This window comes from Methanoculleus sp. 10 (assembly GCF_913757945.1).
In the GTDB taxonomy this organism is placed as follows: domain Archaea; phylum Halobacteriota; class Methanomicrobia; order Methanomicrobiales; family Methanoculleaceae; genus Methanoculleus.
Window position 1 is genome coordinate 58,245 of the sequence record NZ_CAJYDP010000010.1, and the last position, 18,176, is coordinate 76,420.

Consider the following 18,176-nt stretch of genomic DNA (forward strand, 5'->3'; position numbering starts at 1 on the left):
TGTCACTTCAGGTGGGTGATGTAGTCGCGGATTCTCGCCTTTGCGATGCCGGTGATCGAGGAGACCTCCTCCGGGTCGGCCTCGCGAAGCGTCGCGGCGTCGTAGATGCCTGCAAGGTGGAGTCTCTCCACGGTCGCCTCCCCGATGCCGGGGACCGCGAGGAGTTCTTTTCGCCCGCGCTCGAGCGCAGTCCTGGTGACCTTTGCCGGGGCGGGGCGCCCGAGGTGCCTGCAGACCATATCCGCATGTTTATGTACGGTCTCCGGATTAATGCCGGTTTTGCTTGAGAGGTAGGGAATCGGGAGGTAGCAGAGGTCGTCGGGGCTCGCGACGCCCCCCGCCTGGTACTTCTTCAGGCTGACCGCGGGGACGCCGGCCTCCCGGAGGGTGCGCTCGTTGCAGAGCCCGCGGGCCGCCGTGAGGAGGTCCGCCGCCGACGTCTCGCCGATGCCGGCCTTCTTCAGGGCCGCAGGCTCCGCCCGCGAGAGCGCGCGGATATCCCCGATCCCCTGCTCGATGAGGCTTCGGGTGATCTTCGCATGGCTCCGGCCTTTCCTCGGCGGGACGATCTTCCGGACGAACTTCCGGAGTTCCGACCGGCGCCGGAGGATCTCGAGCGCATCCTCCGCCTCCCGGATAAGCCGTCCGGCTTCTTCTGGGTCGACACCGGCGGCACCCGTGAGGTCGTGAGGCTGCATGCCCGCGATCTCGGAGACCGTGTAGATGTGGTGCGCGTGCAGGCGCTGCACGAGGTCGTCGGTCATCGAGGGCATCATCCGGAGCGCCTCGATGTTCGAGGCGATATGACTGCAGAGCGGGCAGCCGATCGTCCACGGGGGGGATCCTTTCCGGATCAGGCGGACGTGGGAGAGCCCGTGCGTCTCGCAGGTCTCGTCGGTCCGGATCGCCTTCCCCCAGGTGCTGCCGGGCAGGCTGATGTTGAACCGGCACTCCGGGTAGCCGGTACACCCGATGAACTGGGAGGCGCCGAGGTGCCGGATCCGGAGATCGTGGCCGCAGACCGGGCAGGGGCCGACGGTATGCTCTTCCGCGGTCTGCTCCATGATCTCTTCGCCGATCTCCTTCTCGTGCGCTTCGAGTTTGTCAAAGACCTGGTGGAGCATCCCCCGGGATTCCATGACGACGTCGTCGCGGGACCGCTCGCGCTGCTTGATGAGCTGCATATGCTCCTCAAGCGTCCGGGTCATCTCGGGCTCGGTGATCGTCTCTGCGTGGTTGTCGAGCGCGTCCGTGACGGCCCTCCCGACGAGGGTCGGGCGGAGCGGGTTCCCCTCCACGTAGCGGCGGGAGACGAGTTTGCCGATCACCTCGTGCCGGGTGCTCTTCGTGCCGAGGCCGAGCTCCTCCATCACCTGGATGAGCCTGCTCTGGGAGTAGCGCGCCGGCGGCTGCGTCTGCTTCTCCTCAAGGTTCACCTTCCTGATCGGCAGGCGTTCGCCCGGGACGAACGCCGGGAGGATATTCTCCTTCGCCTCCGAGTAGGGGTAGACCCGGCGCCATCCCGGCGAGAGGAGCCGCCCGCCCGTTGCCGTGTAGGGCTCGCCGGAGGCGTCGAAGAGGCACTTCGTCGTCGTCCAGGTCGCGTCGGGAGAGAGGGTCGCGAGGAACCGCCGGACGACGAGTTCGTAGACCTTCCACCGGTCCTGCCCGAGAGCCTCGCGGCTCGCCGATCCCGTCGGGTGGATCGGCGGGTGGTCGGTGCTCTCCTTCTTGCCCCGGGTCGGGACCGGCCGCCGGTGCTGCTGCACCCAGGCGACGTCCGCATCGAAGACCCCTCCCCGGAGCGTCTCAAGAATGCCGTTCAGGTTCAGGGACTTCGGGTAGACCGTGTTGTCGGTCCTCGGGTAGGAGATGTACCCGTTCATATAGAGGTCTTCGGCGATCCGCATGGCGTTCGCCGCCGAGAGGCCCAGGCGGCTCGCCGCGACGATGAAGGTCGTGGTGTCGAACGGTGTCGGCGCCCGGTCGGTCTTCTGCCCCTCTTTGACGTCCGTGACCGTGAGAGGCTCCTTTGTCCCCGCTCTAGCGGCGAGGGCCGCCTCGTGGTCGGTGAACCGCCCGGCGGTGTGCCGCGCCTCCACCGGCACGCCGTCCTTCTCGGTCACAAGCGTGAGCATCCAGTAGGTCTGGGGGACGAAGTTCTCGATCTCGCGCTCCCGGTCCACGATCATCGCGAGCGTCGGGCTCTGGACCCGGCCGACAGAGAGGATGTCTTTACCGCCGCGCCGCGCCGCAAGGCTGATGAACCGGGTCAGCGACGCTCCCCACATCAGGTCGACCGTCTGGCGGGCCTCGCCGGCGGCCGCGAGCGCGAAGTCGAGGTCTGTTGGGTTCTCAAAGGCGGTCCGGATCTCCGCCGGGGTTATCGCGGAGAACCGGGCCCGGTTGATCCTGACCGTGGGGTTCACCGCGCGGACGAGCTCGTAGGCCTCCTTCCCGATCAGTTCTCCTTCGGTATCGTAGTCGGTGGCGATGGTGACGAGGTCCGCCTTCTTTGAGAGTTTCTGGATAAGGTTGACGATCTTCTTCTCGGTCGGTTTCTTGACGGTACCGGCGTCGATGAGGCTTCGCGGGGTGTGGATCTCGCTTCTCCAGTTCGTGTAGCCGGGCTCGAAGTCCACCTCCACCACGTGCCCTTTGAGGCCCACCACCGTCTTGTTGTCGAAGGAGTAGGTCGATACGCTCCCCTCCTTGACCGCCCTCACCTTCTCGTTGCCGGCGAGGATCTGCGCGATCCGGTTTGCTGAGATGTTCTTTTCTGCTATGATCAGGTGCACTGCGGATTACACCTCGCCTTTCTCAATGCATTCGGATACGATTCGCCCGAGTTCCCGCGGGTCCGCCCTGCCGCGGGTTTCTTTCATCACCTGCCCCACGAGGAAGTTCAGGGCTCCTTTCCTGCCGGCATGGTAGTCTTCCACCGCCTGCGGGTTTGAGGCGATCACTGTCCGCACGATCGCAGAGAAGTCGTCTCCCGTGGTTCTTCCCAGGTTCTCGCGCTTCACGATCGCGGCGGGTCTCTCGGAGGGTCGGCCCGCGGCGCAGGCATCGAGCATCTCCCGCAGGACCTGGACGCCGGCCCGGTCGGTGACCGTCTCCGCCCTGAGGAGGCCGAGGAGTTCTGCGATGCGGTCGGCCGGGACGGCGGCGATGCTCATGTCGCGGTAGTTGAGCTCCCCAAGGAGGGTGTCGGCCACCCAGGTCGCGGCGAGGGCCGGGTCGACGGGCGCCACGCGCTCGTAGAAGTCGGCAAGTTTCGGGTCGCCGGTCAGGGTCCGGGCGTGGTTCGGCGATATGCCGTACTGCGCCATGAACCGGTTCTTCCGGGCGGCGGGAAGTTCGGGAAGGTCAATCTCCGTGACCCAATCCGTGACACGGAGCGGCCGCAGATCGGGTTCCGGGAAGTAGCGGTAGTCGTGCTCCTCCTCCTTGCCGCGGGCGGATGTGGTGATCCCGCGCCCTTCCATGAAGTGCCGGGTCTCCCTCGTCACCGTCTGCCCGCGCCGGCGCAGGTTCTTCTGCCGGGTCACCTCGAAGGTGAGGGCCTTCTCGACGCCTTTGTACGAGGAGATGTTCTTGACCTCGACCCTTTCTGAGCCCTCGAGCGATATGTTTGCGTCCACACGGAGGGACCCCTCCCGGTCGCCGTCGAAGACCCTGAGATACTCGAGGATCGTCCTGAGTTTGTTGAGGAACCGGCGCGCCTCCTGCGGGGAGCGCATATCCGGCTCGGTGACGATCTCAAGGAGCGGGATGCCCGACCTGTTATAGTCGACGAGCGAGTACTTCGAGGCGCCCGCGACGTGGACGAGTCGTCCCGGGTCCTCCTCGAGGTGCACCCGGGTGATCCGGACGATCTTCTCGTGCCCCTCATCGTCCTCGATCTCAATGGTCCCTTCGACCGCGAGCGGTTTGTCGTACTGGGTGATCTGATAGGCCTTCGGGAGGTCGGGGTAAAAGTAGTTCTTCCGGGCGAACTCCGACTCTTCCAGCACCCTCATGCCGAGGGCCTTTGCCACCAGTAGACCGTACTCGACCGCTTTTCTGTTCAGGCGCGGGAGCGACCCGGGGAGCCCGAGACAGACCGGACAGCAGTGGGTGTTGGGTCCGTCGTCGCGGTAGTCCGTCGAGCACCCGCAGAAGAGCTTCGTCGCCGTCGCGAGCTGGACGTGGATCTCAAGCCCGACGATCGTCTTCATGCCCTCACCTCCTGCTCGTAGGCATAGGCGGCGTCGACGACGCGCTCGTCCTCAAACTGCCTTCCCATCAGCTGGAGGCCCACGGGGAGGCCGTCAACCCTGCCGCACGGGACCGATATCGCCGGGATCCCGGCGAGGTTCGCCGGTGCCGTGAGTATGTCGGCGAGGTAGAGCGAGAGCGGATCGGTCTTCTCGCCGAGGCGGAAGGCCACGGTCGGCATCGTCGGGCCGGCGATGACGTCTGCGTCACGGAGGGCCCGCTCGAAGTCCTGCCGGATCTTCTGCCGGGCCCCCATGGCCTTCGCGTAGTACCTGCCGGCGTAGCCGGCCGAGAGGGCGAATGTGCCGAGCATGACCCGGCGCCGGACCTCGGCCCCGAAGTTCGCCTGCCGGATCTCCTGGTAGGCGTTATGCCAGGACTTCCTGGTGTCGACTGCCGGGCCGTAGCGGACGCCATCGAACCGCGCGAGGTTCGAGGAGGCCTCGCCCGTGCAGATGACGTAGTAGGCCGCAAGCGCATACCGCATGCCCGGGATGCTCACCGGCACCGTCCTGGCCCCGAGTTCCTCAAGGACGCCGATGGCGTCCCGAACCGTCTCCGCGACGCGGGGGTCCACGCCTTCCCCGAAGTACTCCTCCGGGACGCCGACCCGGAGGCCGGCGATATCAGCCGACGGCCGGTGGTCGTACGGCCGATCCAGCATCGTCGAGTCGCGGGGATCGTACTTCGCGATCACCGACATCAACTTCGATACGTCCTCCACCGTCCGCGCCATCGGCCCGATCTGCTCAAGTGAGTTCGCGTAGGCGATGAGGCCGTAGCGGGAAACCCGGCCGTAGGTAGGTTTGAGCCCCACGACCCCGGAGAACGCTGCGGGACACCGGATCGAACCGCCGGTGTCGGTGCCGAGCGCCATCGGGACGAGGCCTGCGGCGAGGGCGGCGGCGCTCCCGCCGGACGAGCCGCCGGGCACCCGTGTCGGGTCGACCGGGTTTCGGGTGGGGCCGAACGCGCTCGTCTCGGTGGTTGAGCCCATGCCGAACTCGTCCATGTTGGTCTTGCCGACGATGGCGGCCCCCTCCTTCCGGAGGAGTTCGATGACGTGGGCGTCGTAGGGCGGGACGTAGCCTTCAAGGATCCTCGATGCGCAGGTGGTCCGGATGCCTGCCGTCGATATGTTGTCCTTGACCGCGACGGCGACACCGGCGAGCGCACCGTCGGAGAACGGTGCCTCACGGCAGGTGGTGATGAAGGCGTTGCACCGGTCGTCCGGCGAGAAGTCGAGAGTTCCCGCCACTTACATCACCCTCGGCGTCTTGATAAACCCGTTCTCGGTCGACCCCGCGTTTGCGAGGACCGCCTCCTGCGGGAGGCAGGGCCGGGGCTCGTCCTCCCGGAAGACGTTCGTGATCCCATCCGCCGGGGCGCGTTCGCCCTCTACGGTGTCGAGGACCTCAAAGTATTCGAGGATCGCGTTGAACTGTCTGGTGAATTCCGGCACCTCGTCTCTCGATATGCCGATATCCGCAAGTTCTGCTATATGCTCTATATCGCTCTCAGTTACCATGTTCTGCCCTACTGATCTCCGTTAAGTACCCTTGTACCGACTTTTTATAACCGTTTTGACAGGAGAGTCGCTGTATCGCCCGCCATATTCCGCTCCCGTATTGCATCGCTTTCTTCTCGGCCCGGGCGATTTCGGCGGGGATGTGCCGTTGTGCGACCGCTCGCAGGGGATGCTTTCTCACCCCTCCGCGCACCTTCTCGCCTGCGGGGATCGACCTTGCTGCGCGCACCACCCGGATGTCGAGGTAGGGCATCGAGAAGTATGCCTTATGAAGCGCCGCCACTGCCTGGTCCCGCGCCCTCTGGCGCTCGTGGTCCGCAATGTCCCGTTCGAGCTCCGCCGCGAGGTCCGGGGAGGAGAGGTAGCGGGCGTAGCCGCCGAAGAGCTCGTCTGCCCCCTGCCCGGCGAGGATCCGGGTATGTCCGAGCTCGGCGGCCCGGGCGGCGACAAAGAAGAGGGTCGTCGCGATCGAGGCGTCGACCGGGTTTGTCGGGTCGGGGATAACCCGGACCACCCGGTGGATGGCCTCCGCGACCTCCTCTTCTGTTGGAGTGACGATCTCAAGGTCGAGCCCCATCGTCCGGGCGGCCTTCGCCGCCCATAGGGCATCGTGCGATCCCTCGGTTCCCACCGCCACGCAGGGGAGGCCGGCGAGCCCGGCGATGAGGCCCGAATCGACGCCGCCGGAGAACGCCACCACGCCCTCGTCGCTCCGGAGGTCGACCGCGGTGACGATCGCCTCCTCAAGGGTGCAGGGCGGGGGATCGGGGGCTATCCGGGCAGCCTCCCGTCCGCCGCAGCAGACGGTCCCGGGCGGGACAGGGCCGGGCATGATGCCGAAGGCGTCGCGGGCGATGCAGTCGTCCCGGGTGAGCAGGAATTCGCCGCCGCACCGCGTGAGGGCCTCCGGCCCCTCCCCGAGCATCCGCTCCACGTCGGCGGGGGAGAGCCGCACTCCGTCACGTTCTATCCAGCCCTTCAGGTTCATGGTCGGTATGTCCTGTAATCCGGCAGGTGGCTGCCATGAGGTTGCCGCAGTACCCGGTCGCCTCAAAAAACGGATCAGTATCAGTGTTTGCGCCTGTTGAATCATAAATATACGCACCGCGTACAGCGCAAAAAGTCCGGTCTTTCAACGATTCCAGCCGGATATGCTCTCTTACCGGGCGGGAAGACGCCGCTTGCCGCCGGTCTCGCGGAAGGCATGGAGGTCCTCCTGCAGGAGCGGCAGAAGAACGGCGAGGTGATCCCGATGATGGTCGTCATATCCGACGGGCGGGCGAACGTCCCCATATCCGGCGATGTGCGCCCCGAGATTCTCGGCATCGCCGGGGAGATCCGGTCGCAGGGCATCCGGACGGTGGTGATCGATACCGAGGAGACCGGGAACTCTTTTGCAGGGTTCCGGCTCGGTTACTGCCGGGCTATTGCGGAGCGCGCCGGCGGCGGGTACTACCCGATCGCCGACCTCTCCGCCGGGCTCCTGCACGATATCACAGCAGCTGAGCGGGATGCGATGGTGCACTCCGCCTGAAAGCCGTTCGCAGGCAGAGCGGCCGGAGTTTCTTGACCAGGCGGTCCACCTGCCGGCAGCGATCCGCCGGAGGTTCCGGCCGCCTCAAAAAGGGATCGGTGTCGGTGATTGCACTATTGAACTAGAAGTATGCGAACCCCCGCCGACCCGGATTCCGGCCGTTCTGGTCATTTGAGTCTGATTGCACACTTCCACTCGGCGGGGTGTCGCGCTCTGCTCTAACTGGAATTCCGTCTCTTTATACCATTGCGAGCGAGAGGTCGGTCGGTATCGACTGTCTGCGCTGGACACGCCTGCGGAACACCGATACGTATCTTAGTTTCATGCCCTTTATTTGCAGAACGCGAATAGATAGATAGACCGGTGAATACCCCCCATGCACGAATCAGCACTCATCCGGTTCAGAAGCGAGATCCGGCACTTCTATGTTATTGCAATCGCGAACATTGTCTTTGCCGCACTTGTGATAGCCTTCGGCATCAGCGTGATCATCGGGCAAGCGATCTCCATCTACGAGACCTTCTCTACTGCGCCGTATGTGATCTATTCGCCGGTAATTCTGTTCATCGCATTTGTTGCCGCCCTTACGGGCTTCACCTGGCTTCTCACCAGCGTCAGGATCTTTGAAGGGATCGAGACGATCAAGGACGACCTGGATGAGAAGGGAAGTGAGATCTCGGACGAGGCTCTCACCCGTCTTATCGTAAGTATGCTCTCTCATTACCGCGACAACCGCGCAACCATCCGCACCATGATCCTGGTCTGCACGCTCGGCGGCGTCAGTTCATTTGTCCTCGGGGTCCTCGGCAGCCTGGAACACCTGTCCGTCTCAACAGACGGTATCGTCTTCACCCTCAACAACTACCTGGTCATCCCTTTCATGCTCCTCACGCTTGGGGTTGCCCTCGTCAGCCTTGCCTCCTCCTACTACTTCTCCCGGTTCGCAAGGGTCTGGGACGAAAGGCTTGACGAGATCGGGGAATCTGAGGCTCTCCTGAAAGAAACGCTGGAGCTGGATCGGTAATGAGCGGGCGCAGGACGGCGTTTGAGATCTACTGGGAGATCCTGGTCTTCTGCAGAACACCGCAGTCGTTTACCGGCATCATCAACCGGTGCGACCTGAACTCAAAGACCGGCCAGGAGTATATCGGGTTTCTTGTGGAAAAAGGGTATCTCGTCGGAGTGGCCGAGGGGGATAAGACCCGGTACGTCTCCACCGAGAGGGCCGGGGAGTACATCGCACTCTTCAGCTCGCTGTACCAGAAGCTCTTCGATACCGCTCCCCGGTTCAAGTTGTAACGTGTGGGGCCTTGGGGGATGCTTCACACTATCGAGTGTTACTCCATTGTCGCTGGAGGTCGATTGTATACTCTCGGAATCCGTTTTACAGTGCCTGAATCGCGGTGGGATCTCGCACTTCGCGTGAAGGTGCGAAGCAACGACGCTTAAGCCTGATCTACACGACTGCCGCGTTGGAACCTTCCAGGGTGAAGCCAGTGTGTTCGGTCTAACTTATCGGTACTATTTATTATATAAATTAAAGTAGATCGTAATACCGATGCAGGTACGTCGGGGAGCACGAAAGATGACGGTGAGAGAGGGAGGGATGTGTTGATAATCTCCACCGCGGTGAATGCCGTCCTGCTGGTAACCGCGGGCATCGTCGTCGCGAACATCCTTGCCGAGACCGGGATCTTCTCCCGGCTTGCGTCGTTCACCGGGCCGTTCTGCAGGGTCTCCGGCCTCTCCGATGCGTGCATCCTCTCGGTCATCGCGATGGGGGTCAACGCCACTGCGGGGAAGTCGATGCTCGCCGGCTACTACCATGACGGGACGGTGACGGAGCGGGAGGTGATCCCGGTCCTCATCATGGGTGCGTTCCCGGTGGTCCTCGGGGAGTCGCTCTTCCGCGTCCAGCTCCCTGCGGCCCTGGTTCTCCTCGGCCCGGTCGTCGGGGGAATCTATACCGGGTTGAACCTCTTCTCGAGCGGCATCCAGGCTTTTTTCGCCCTCCTCTACAGCCGCCGGTTCCTCGCGGTCCCTGCGCGCGCGCCGGCCCCGGTCCCTGCCGCCCCCGCGGCCGCGCTCGCGCTCAACCGCGAGGTCGTCGTCACCGGGTGCAGGAAGGCGGTCCCGACGCTCCGTCGGGTCGTCCCCGTCACCCTGGCCGCGCTGATCATCTTCTCCCTTCTCTCCGCCACGGGCGTCATGGACGGCGTCGCCGCCGCGTTCGACCCGCTCCTCAGGGCCGTCGGTCTCCCCGGGGAGAGCGCCGCGGCGCTCGTAGCCCAGTTCGTTCACTTCTCGGCAGGCTATGCGATCGTTGCGTCCCTCCTCTCCGGCGGCATCCTCACGCTCGAGACGGCGCTCGTCACGCTCGTCCTCGGGAGCATGGTGGTCATCACCATGATCTACATCAAGTACTCGGTGCCGCTCTACCTCTCGCTCTTCGGCCGGTTCGGCGTCAGGGTGGCGCTGGTCACGTACGTGGCGAGCATGGCCGCGAAGGTGGTCACGGTCGTGCTGGTGTTTCTTCTGTTCTGAGGGGGTGCGGGGTTACCATGCCCGGGGGGTGCCGGGGAAAGCCTCCGGGCCGTTCGGAGGCTTTCCCGGAATCGGTCTCAGTACTTCATTATACGGATTTGTTGAGCCCCGTCTGTACTGCCGGGTGAAGAACTATATGTTACCCACTGGAACGAGCTCTCCGCTGACAATGCAAGAACAGCGTGCGTCAGACGATCAAATCAAGAAAGAAGTCCCGATACTCATCTCCTGCCTCCGCAGGGCAATCTTCATCATCTCCTCGCTCCCAGGTACGATCAGGAGGGAGCAGAACCCGTATGGAAGCTCAGGTCCGCCGGGAGAAGAAGAGCATCTTCGTTGACAGGCTGGAAGAAGCACTCCCGCTGCTCCGGGAGCGGTTCGGCGTGGCGAAGATCGGCCTCTTCGGATCGACCGCCCGCGGCGAAGACCGGCCCGAGAGCGATGTGGATGTGCTGGTCGAGTTTGCACCCGGACAGACGACGTTCCGGAACTTCATGGAACTCGCGTTCTACCTTGAGGACCTCTTTTGCCGCCGGGTGGACCTCGTCACCGAGCAGGGACTCAGCCGACATCTCCGATCGTATATCGAGAAGGAGGTCGTCTGGTGTGAGGCGTGACGATCTCTTTCTTCGGCACATCGCGGACGAGATTGCATTTCTCCGTGAAGTCGGCAGGGAACTGACGTATGAGAGGCTGCTTGCGGATCCGGTGCGGCAACGTGCAATCGTCCGCTCCATCGAGATCATCGGGGAAGCGACGAAGAACATCTCCGAACCCCTGAAAGAACAATACCCGGAGATTCCCTGGCGGCTGATTGCCGGTTCACGGGACAAGTTGATTCATGCTTATTTTGAGGTCGACAGGAGGATCGTCTGGAATATTCTCCAGAACGAGGTCACGGCCCTCGAACCACGAGTGCAGGCAATTCTTGCCGAACTCGACACACCGTCAGGGGATACCGAATAAGGGCCGCAGGACCCGGCCCGGACACCGTTGGTGGGGGCGAGCGCCTTGTTGATCTGGCGATACAGCCGCTTCTGCAAACCGATGCTGGAAAACTGCCGCTCAGAAAAAGGCAACCGGCGAGGCGGCGTTGCAGGCTGCATTGTACCACTCCATCGTGGCGAGCAGCATCCACCGTTCGTTGGGCCGTGAAAGTGTGTGGGAACATGGTGAGGGCCGATTCCTCCCTCGGCTTAAGCCGGGGGGCTCCTCGGTCCACGTTCCTGAAAGATTCCCCGGGATCGTTCCCGGGGCGAAGAAGAAGAGGGTGCGGGGTTACCGCTTCCTGAGGAAGTACCATCCCGCCGCCAGACTTCCGGCGGCGACCAGGCCCCCGGCCGCGATGAGCGCCCACGGAATTTCGCCGTCTTTGGGCTGCTGCGAACCGGGTCCGGACGGGGTTTCACCGCCGGGAGTCGCGGCGGCTGGTGCGGCGGTCGCCTTCGCCAGGGGTGCGTCGACCCACGTCAGGGCGAATAGGCTGAAGTGCGAGACCCGCGCCGTCACGGTCCGGGTTGCCGGGTCCACGGTTGCGGGGACCTCCTGCCAAGCGCCGGTCCCGGGGTTGTACCACATCACCCGCAGGGTGGCGGGGTCGCCGTTCCTCCCCCACTCTTCCTCAGAGAGCGTGTAGGTGAGGGTGGCCGGCGGGTCGAAGGTGGCGCCGGCCGGTCCGCAGGTGAGGGCAAACCCGATTGTCGTCCCCCCGGGGGCCGGTGGCAGCCCGGCGGCGTCGGCGCGCGCCATGGTCACTTCGCCGAGCGGGTTTCCGTCTTTGTCGCGGGCACGCGTCCCCTCGCCGACAGTCAGCAAGCCGGCACCGTCGCCGGTCCTGACCGTCACCGACTCGCTGACCTCACCGGTCTCCGAGAGGGGGAGAGACACCTGCCCGACGGGCACCGCCGGGGAAGTCTCTACGGGGTCGGGGGAGGATCCCGACGGTCCCCCTCCGCCGCCGTTACCGCCGTTGCCGGGCGTGGGCGTGCTCCCCCCGGCAACGGAGAGGTCCAGGCGGGTCGTGCTGTCCGGTGTGAAGGGGGCCGTCTCCCGCGCCGCCCGCCCGTTGACCAGGAAGGTGATCGTCTCACCGGCATGGCCGTCGGTCGCACTGACCACCAGGCGACCTCCCTCATACCGACTGGAACTGCCGTACTCCCCGGCCTTCGTCGTCACGATCGAACCGTATGTCGTCTCCCCGATCGTGGCAGTGATAGTGATCCCGGCGGGTGCCGGGGCACCGTCGATCGTCACACTGCCCCAGAAATCGTGAGGGAACGTGGGGGGGGAAGCCTCCGCCGCCGAGACCCCGGTCGCGAGGGCCAGGAGGAGGATCAGGGTCATTCCATGCTGGAATTTCATCGTCACGCCCCGATGGCGGCGAGGGTATCCGCGTCGTTCATGTAGAGCCAGTAGCCCCGGAAGGGGGAGAGCTCCCGCATCTCGCTGTGCCGGCCGGTATCGCCGCGGATGAACGAGACGTCGTAGGCCTGTTCGTTCGTCTTCCAGCCGAAGAGAGTCACCCAGGTAGTCTCGACCGACCGGAGCGTGGTGGCCGCGGGTGCGGGGACGGTGTCGGTGAACCCGATCGCGTTCCAGCCCGCATCGAGGTATTTTGTGGGCGGCGGAGAGTTCGAAGCGGCGGCGAAGGCCAGCGGGATCTCGTAGGTGCCATTCGCAAAGATCCAGATCCCGTCGAGCGGTCGGAACGCCTCCTCCCGGCTCATCGCCTCCCACTGGTCAGTCCCGTTGTAATACAGCACCGGGCGCCCGTCGGTCTCCACGCCATCGAAGATCGCGATGGTGTCCTGGCCGGCGGCGAGCCGCTTCGGGGTCGAGACGAAGTTCCAGCCGGGCTGGAGGGTGATCGCCGACGTGTCAAGGTCGACGTGAACGGCAGCGATCTCTCCCGAGGCGACGGTCACGGTCTCCTCTGCGTCCAGGTAGCCATCAAGGCTCACCCGGATGGTGTGGGTGCCGACCGGGACGTTCGTCAGCGTGGTGTCGGTCGCTTCGCCGGTCTCCACACCGTCGAGGAAGATCGCCGCGCCGTCTGGCGACGAGGTGACGACGATGCTCCCGGCCGGCTCGGTCAGGGTGAAGTGGGCCACGGCGGTTCCATCATCGACGACCGTCACGATCATTGAGGCGTCGGCGTAACCGGCCTTCTTCACGGTGACGGTGTGCTCGCCGGCCGCGACGTTCTCCAGGATGGCGTTGGTCGTCATGCCGGTGTCGATGCCGTCGAGCCAGATCACCGCACCCGTGGGCGTCGAGGCGACGGTGATGCTGCCGCGGGCCTCGACGAGGTCCCGGTGGAGGGTTGCGATCTCGTTATACGCGACGGTGACCTCAGCCGTGGTGTCGGCGTAGCCGTCCTCCTTCAGGGTGACGGTGTGGGTGCCGACGGCGATCCCGTCGAGGGTTGCGTTGGTGACTTCGCCGGTATCGGCGCCGTCGATGAAGATCGTGGCGCCGGCGGGCGTCGAGGTGACGGCAAGGCTGCCGGTCAGGGTGGTCAGGGCGAGGTCGACCTCTGCGGTCTCGCCGCTGGCGACCGTGACCGGCGTCGAGGCTTCGGCGTAGCCGTCGAGTTTCAGGGTGATGACGTGGTCACCGGCCGGGACGTCCTCGAGGGTACAGTCGGTCACCTGTCCGGTCTCCTCCCCGTCAAGATAGACGGCGGCACCCGCAGGAGTCGAGACGACCGCGATGCTGCCAGGGGCGGGGGCATGCTCGACGATCAGGAAGGCTGCGGCAGCCTCCATCCAGTCGGCGCTGCTCCGGAACGCCGCAGTGTTCTCGCCGGCGAGGAGCGAGGTCACATTGCGCTCGTCGACGCCGATCTGGCTTGTGCCCGTGTAGTTCCAGACGTCCGTCCAGATCTGGTCATTGAAGAGGAGGTCGCCCTCGGTCGGTCCGGCGCCGGGGGCGACGGTGATCAGGGTGGCGCTCCGGACGCCGTCGGTCTCGATGTCGAAGAACGGTGCGTAGGCCGTCGCCTGTTCGGGGGTGGTCGACTGGGCTGCGCCGCCGTAGAGGAGGTCGAAGCCTTCGTTCATGACGATGGTGTGGGGGGCTGTGGTGCCGTCATCGTAGACGACCGCAAGCAGCATCCCGCGGACCGAGACGTTCCCGCCGCCGGGGAAGGTGTTCGCGAGGATGGCTGTGTTGTCCTCAACGCTGAAGGCGTCGGTGACGTTGTAGATGGTCATGCCGTAGGGATACGAAGTGCCCCACATCTTCTCATCTACATAGAAGGCGTCCTGCTCGACGGCTTCGCCGTTGAAGGTCAGGAGGACGTTTTCCGGGAAGATCGGACCCTTGTCGTAGGTGTAGGGGACGTAGAGCCGGGCGCCGGCGATCGTGGCGCCCGCGGGGACTGCGAGATCGCCGGCTGTCCAGTTGACGGTGTAGTCGGCCCAGTTGGTGCCGGCGGAGAGGTAGGCGCCGTCACCGGCCGACCAGAGGAGGTCGCCGCGAACGTCGTAGGTTTTCGCGGTCGTGATGTCCCCGCCGTCGGTCCAGCGCATGCCGCGGTAGCCGTTGTGGACGACAGTCTTCTCGATGCTCTGCCGGTTGTTCTCTTCGTTCAATTCTCCGATGAGGTCTTCGGGGTCGACAACGGCGGCGATCATCACGATGTCGCCCGCAGCCCGCACGGTCTCGTCAGTCCAGGTGACGGTGGTGTTCGCGCCCGCGGCGAGGCTATCGACGGCGACCGTGCCGGTTACGCTGCTGACGTTGAATTCGACCGCGAACGCGCCGGTATCGGCGGTGCCGATGTTCGTGATCTTAGCAGTGTAGGTGTTCTCGGACGCCGAGAAGACTTCACCGTTGTTCGACGCGAGGGTCGAGATCGTGAGATCGGGGGCGTCCCCGCCGGAGGCCGGGTATTTTACGGCAAGTGTTGCAAGCGTGGTCTTATACGATCCGCCGTTCGGTACGTACGTGAAATTGCTGTCGCTGCCGGCGGTCAGGTCGTTCTTGACGTCCCAGGTGTTCGTTCCAAAGGTAATTGTCGAGTCCACACCCGTATAGGCAGCGCCATTGAATGTATACAGGGCGTCTCTGGAAGAGAGCATGACATTTCGGAGGGTTGCATCCGCCCAGCCGGCGGCGAGTCCGCCGGTGGCGAAGGTCGAGGTCACCCCGCTGGCGTCTTTTGCCTGGTAGTCGTGCCCGTCGTTCACCCAGTAGTGTACTTCGTCGTCGTCGCCGTCATTGTAAGCGACCACGAGGACGAGCTCTTTGATGCGGCCGTCGAAGTTGGATGCCACCGGGATTGAGATGACCTCTGCTTTCGGGTTCTGTGAACTGATCCGGTCGGTCACATCGTACCAGAGCATGTAGTCCGAATACTGGCGGTTCACGTGATCGTTGACCGGGTAGACGTTGGCTGTGCTGTCCCCGGCGGTGGCGAGGGTCTCGGTACCGAGCGTATCGTATGTGCCGTTACCGCCGCCGTCGAATTTGACGGTCGCGGTTCCCGCCCGGTTATCGGTACCTGAAGCATATACGACCGTATACAGCCGTGCCCACTGTATATCGGTGTATGCCGGGAGAGTGAACGTCCGGTTAAATATGTTCGTCGTATACGAGGCCCCGGTGTTGAATTCTCCGTACGCTCCCACGTAGAGATCGCCGGAGACCGTGCCGTTCTGAACCGTGGCGAGGCGTTTTGCCCCTGCGGATGACGAGACGTACTGGGTCTTCGTTGCGGTGTCGCTTCCGTAGGCGTTGCTTGCGGTGAGCCGGATGTCGTAGGCCCCCGCTTCAAAGGTGTATGTCGCGTTTCGGTCGGTGGAGAATGCAGTCCAACTCTCGCCGGTTCCAGATGGCCGCGACTCCCATGACCATGCGGTGGGGGAGCCGGCCGAGGCGTCGGCGAAGGTGACGGAGAGGGGTGCAAGCCCGGTCAGGGGAGTTACGGTGAATGCTGCGACCGGTGCATCACCGGGGGAATCGCCGGCATACTCCACCACGAGGAAGGTCTGTGCCGCGACCATACACGGCGATTTCCAGGTATCATCTCCCTGGACTGCCGCTTCGTTCCCGGTCGCGTTCAGGTACGCCGTCACCTCGCGCTCGTCGACGGCCACCTGCGGGTTGTCGGAGGCGCCGACCGCCCGCGGGCCGTAGTTCCAGACCTTCGTCCCGACCTGTTCGCCGTTGAAGTAGAGGTTGCCCTCGCCGTCGTTGCCCCACGGGACGAACGTCGTCAGGTTCGCCCGGACGACGCTCCCCGTGTCGATGGTCGCGCCGGAGAACGGTACGTACGCCGTCGCTTCCTCCATGCTCGTACCATAGTTACCTTCGTCGGCGCCGAGGAGATCGAACTCTTCGTTGACAAAGATCTGTTTCCGGGTGGCGGAAGAGTCCTCGTAGATCACGGCGAGGGTAAACCCGGCCGGCGAGATCTTGGCGTTGGTGTCTGTTCGTGCGAAGAGGGCTGTGTTGTTGATGCCCGTCTGGTAGAGGTCGGTCACGTTGTAGGTCAGCAGGCCGTATACATGGTCTCTGTATGCCCCGAAGTTCGAGACATCGTTGTACCAGTTCACGTAGGGGACCCGGACGCCGTTGAAGTCGATCGAGACGTTGTCGGGCGCCGAGTGGGTGTTGTCCCAGCAGTAGGGCACGTAGAGCCAGGCGTCGTGAACCGTCGCGCCCGCCGGGAGCGGCAGGTCGCCCGCCGTCCAGGTCACAGTGTAGTTCGTCCAGCCCTCGCTGCCGAAACTACCGGACATGTACTGGCTGTCGCCGAAGGAGTGAATGATGTCGCCGCGGAGGTCGTAGGTCCGCACCGTCGTGACGTTGCTACCGCCCTCCCAGTACATCTTGCCCTTGTAGCCGTTGTAGAGAACTTCCTTATCAGCGAAACCGACCTTTATGTTGTTGGTCTCATCGGTCTCGGCGATGAGGTTGTCGGGATCGATGATGGCGGTGTATCTCACCTTACCGCCCTGGAGGTTGCGGATCGTCGGGTCGATGATGGTGGTGATGGCGATCTGGGCACCGCCCGCGAGCGATTCGATGGTCGTGGTGTTGACCGCGACGGTGCCGTTGGCGACGTCGCTCGCGTACAGGGCGATCACGATATCGGTCGCGGTATCAGTCCCGATGTTCTTGACGCTCCTGATCTGAACCCGGTTTGGTTCTCGGGCAAAGACCGCGCTGCCGGGCGCCGGGTTCACGACGCCGGCGATAGTCAGGTCGATCTGGGCGGCTGGGGTCACCGTCACCTCTGCGGTCCCGGTCACACTCCCCGCAGCGGCGGTGACGGTCGTCGTCCCCGCCGCAAGGGCGGTGAAGAATCTGGTTCCGTTCACCGTGCCGACGGTCTCGTTGCTGCTCGACCAGGTGAAAGCGACGTTGGTCATCTCGTTGCTGTTCTGGTCTTTCGCGGTGGCTGTGAATTGCTGTTTATTGCCGACTGCCAGGTTCGCCGTCGCGGGGGAGACCTCGATCATGGTCAGGGCGGGCCCGGCACCCCCGGTGGAGTAGGTTACGTTCAGGTAGGGGCGTAGTGTGGCGTCGGAAGAGTCACGACTTGCCAGTTGAACCCTCTGTTCCGTGGAGGTAACTGATTCGTCGGGAGACGCAAGTTTCCATCCATAATTTGGGGTATCTTCCGCATATGCCTGTAAATCCTGTGTGACGTTCCACGCAATCCAGACATTCGCTGCTGAACCCGGGTCAATTACGTCGGTCGGCTGCGTATCGTTGGAGGGTCCATTGCACCAGGTGACATTGGACTCGTCCCATGCTTCGATCACGCGGTACGCGGCGACCTCCCTATCACCCTTCCTGGCGGTCATATAACCATAGAGTGTCGCCGATTCGATCGTCGCTCCCTCGGGAATCGAAGAGAGGTCGAAGTGGATAAGACTCCTGTAGAGTGTTCCACCCGAGGTACCCCAGGGATCGCCGGATTGCCGAACAAAAAGACTCGTGGAATCACCATAACTCGTATTTGCTGGGAGAAAGCCCCATCGAATATACGCATCGGCGTCCGCCTGGAACGTCTCGGTGGTCGTTGCCGCCGCTACGGGCGCGGCGAGCGTGGTCATGCACAGCAGTGCAGCGATACAAACAATCAGCAATCTTCGTTGCATTTTCTATCAAGCTCCTTCTTCATCGTTTCATCTCGCCCGGCAGCACTGGCGCCCCTCCCCGGCGATCGGAGAGGGCGCCGATAGTCAAATTGGACGATCGGAAGATAGTATTTCGTAATATATAAATTGAGATCGTTCATACTGGATCATCACTTTAATAAAAAATGTATTAATTTAGGTACGTATTTTTTATATT

Annotated in this window: 13 protein-coding genes; 6 read left to right on the top strand and 7 right to left on the bottom strand. The window is 63.7% G+C overall.

Annotation, left to right across the window (positions count from 1 at the left end; all coding sequences use genetic code 11):
• Window positions 1-2 precede the first annotated feature (2 nt).
• Genes QZ408_RS12190 through QZ408_RS12210 form a run of 5 tightly spaced genes read right to left on the bottom strand, consistent with a single transcriptional unit; the run spans window position 3 to window position 6,776 of the window.
• On the bottom strand, window positions 3-2,798 hold the full coding sequence (locus QZ408_RS12190; RefSeq protein WP_292491878.1) for a DNA topoisomerase I: 2,796 nt from the start codon (window positions 2,796-2,798) through the stop codon (window positions 3-5).
• A 6-nt stretch (window positions 2,799-2,804) separates the two neighbouring features.
• Window positions 2,805-4,220 carry an Asp-tRNA(Asn)/Glu-tRNA(Gln) amidotransferase subunit GatB gene (gene gatB / locus QZ408_RS12195; RefSeq protein ID WP_292491879.1) on the bottom strand — a complete coding sequence of 472 codons (1,416 nt, stop codon included), beginning with the start codon at window positions 4,218-4,220 and terminating at the stop codon, window positions 2,805-2,807.
• Window positions 4,217-5,518: an Asp-tRNA(Asn)/Glu-tRNA(Gln) amidotransferase subunit GatA gene (gene gatA, locus QZ408_RS12200; protein ID WP_292491880.1), complete on the bottom strand. Its 1,302-nt coding sequence runs from the start codon at window positions 5,516-5,518 to the stop codon at window positions 4,217-4,219. Before gatA ends, gatB begins: the two co-directional genes overlap by 4 nt.
• On the bottom strand, window positions 5,519-5,788 hold the full coding sequence (gene gatC / locus QZ408_RS12205; RefSeq protein ID WP_292491882.1) for an Asp-tRNA(Asn)/Glu-tRNA(Gln) amidotransferase subunit GatC: 270 nt from the start codon (window positions 5,786-5,788) through the stop codon (window positions 5,519-5,521).
• Window positions 5,778-6,776, bottom strand: a complete 999-nt coding sequence (locus tag QZ408_RS12210; protein ID WP_292491883.1) for an asparagine synthase C-terminal domain-containing protein — start codon at window positions 6,774-6,776, stop codon at window positions 5,778-5,780. The genes gatC and QZ408_RS12210 overlap by 11 nt, the downstream gene beginning before the upstream one ends.
• Window positions 6,777-6,992: 216 nt before the next feature.
• On the opposite strand from QZ408_RS12210, the gene QZ408_RS12215 reads away from it, so the two are divergent.
• From QZ408_RS12215 to QZ408_RS12240, 6 genes are all read left to right on the top strand, one after another.
• Window positions 6,993-7,322 carry a hypothetical protein gene (locus QZ408_RS12215; RefSeq protein ID WP_292491884.1) on the top strand — a complete coding sequence of 110 codons (330 nt, stop codon included), beginning with the start codon at window positions 6,993-6,995 and terminating at the stop codon, window positions 7,320-7,322.
• Window positions 7,323-7,698: 376 nt separating this feature from the next.
• Window positions 7,699-8,346, top strand: a complete 648-nt coding sequence (locus QZ408_RS12220) for a hypothetical protein (RefSeq protein ID WP_292491885.1) — start codon at window positions 7,699-7,701, stop codon at window positions 8,344-8,346.
• Complete coding sequence (locus tag QZ408_RS12225) at window positions 8,346-8,621, top strand: winged helix-turn-helix domain-containing protein (RefSeq protein WP_292395692.1); 276 nt, start codon at window positions 8,346-8,348, stop codon at window positions 8,619-8,621. The genes QZ408_RS12220 and QZ408_RS12225 overlap by 1 nt, the downstream gene beginning before the upstream one ends.
• Before the next feature lie 309 nt (window positions 8,622-8,930).
• Complete coding sequence (locus tag QZ408_RS12230; protein ID WP_292491886.1) at window positions 8,931-9,866, top strand: nucleoside recognition domain-containing protein; 936 nt, start codon at window positions 8,931-8,933, stop codon at window positions 9,864-9,866.
• Window positions 9,867-10,162: 296 nt separating this feature from the next.
• A complete protein-coding gene (locus tag QZ408_RS12235) occupies window positions 10,163-10,483 on the top strand; it encodes a nucleotidyltransferase family protein (RefSeq protein WP_292385023.1) in 321 nt (106 codons plus the stop codon).
• Window positions 10,473-10,832 carry a DUF86 domain-containing protein gene (locus QZ408_RS12240; protein WP_292491887.1) on the top strand — a complete coding sequence of 120 codons (360 nt, stop codon included), beginning with the start codon at window positions 10,473-10,475 and terminating at the stop codon, window positions 10,830-10,832. The genes QZ408_RS12235 and QZ408_RS12240 overlap by 11 nt, the downstream gene beginning before the upstream one ends.
• A 312-nt stretch (window positions 10,833-11,144) precedes the next feature.
• Here QZ408_RS12240 and QZ408_RS12245 read toward each other — a convergent pair whose 3' ends face one another.
• Window positions 11,145-12,227 (bottom strand): hypothetical protein, encoded by a 1,083-nt coding sequence (locus QZ408_RS12245; protein WP_292491888.1) that lies wholly within the window; start codon window positions 12,225-12,227, stop codon window positions 11,145-11,147.
• Window positions 12,228-12,229: 2 nt separating this feature from the next.
• Complete coding sequence (locus QZ408_RS12250; RefSeq protein WP_292491889.1) at window positions 12,230-17,980, bottom strand: DUF3344 domain-containing protein; 5,751 nt, start codon at window positions 17,978-17,980, stop codon at window positions 12,230-12,232.
• Window positions 17,981-18,176 lie beyond the last annotated feature (196 nt).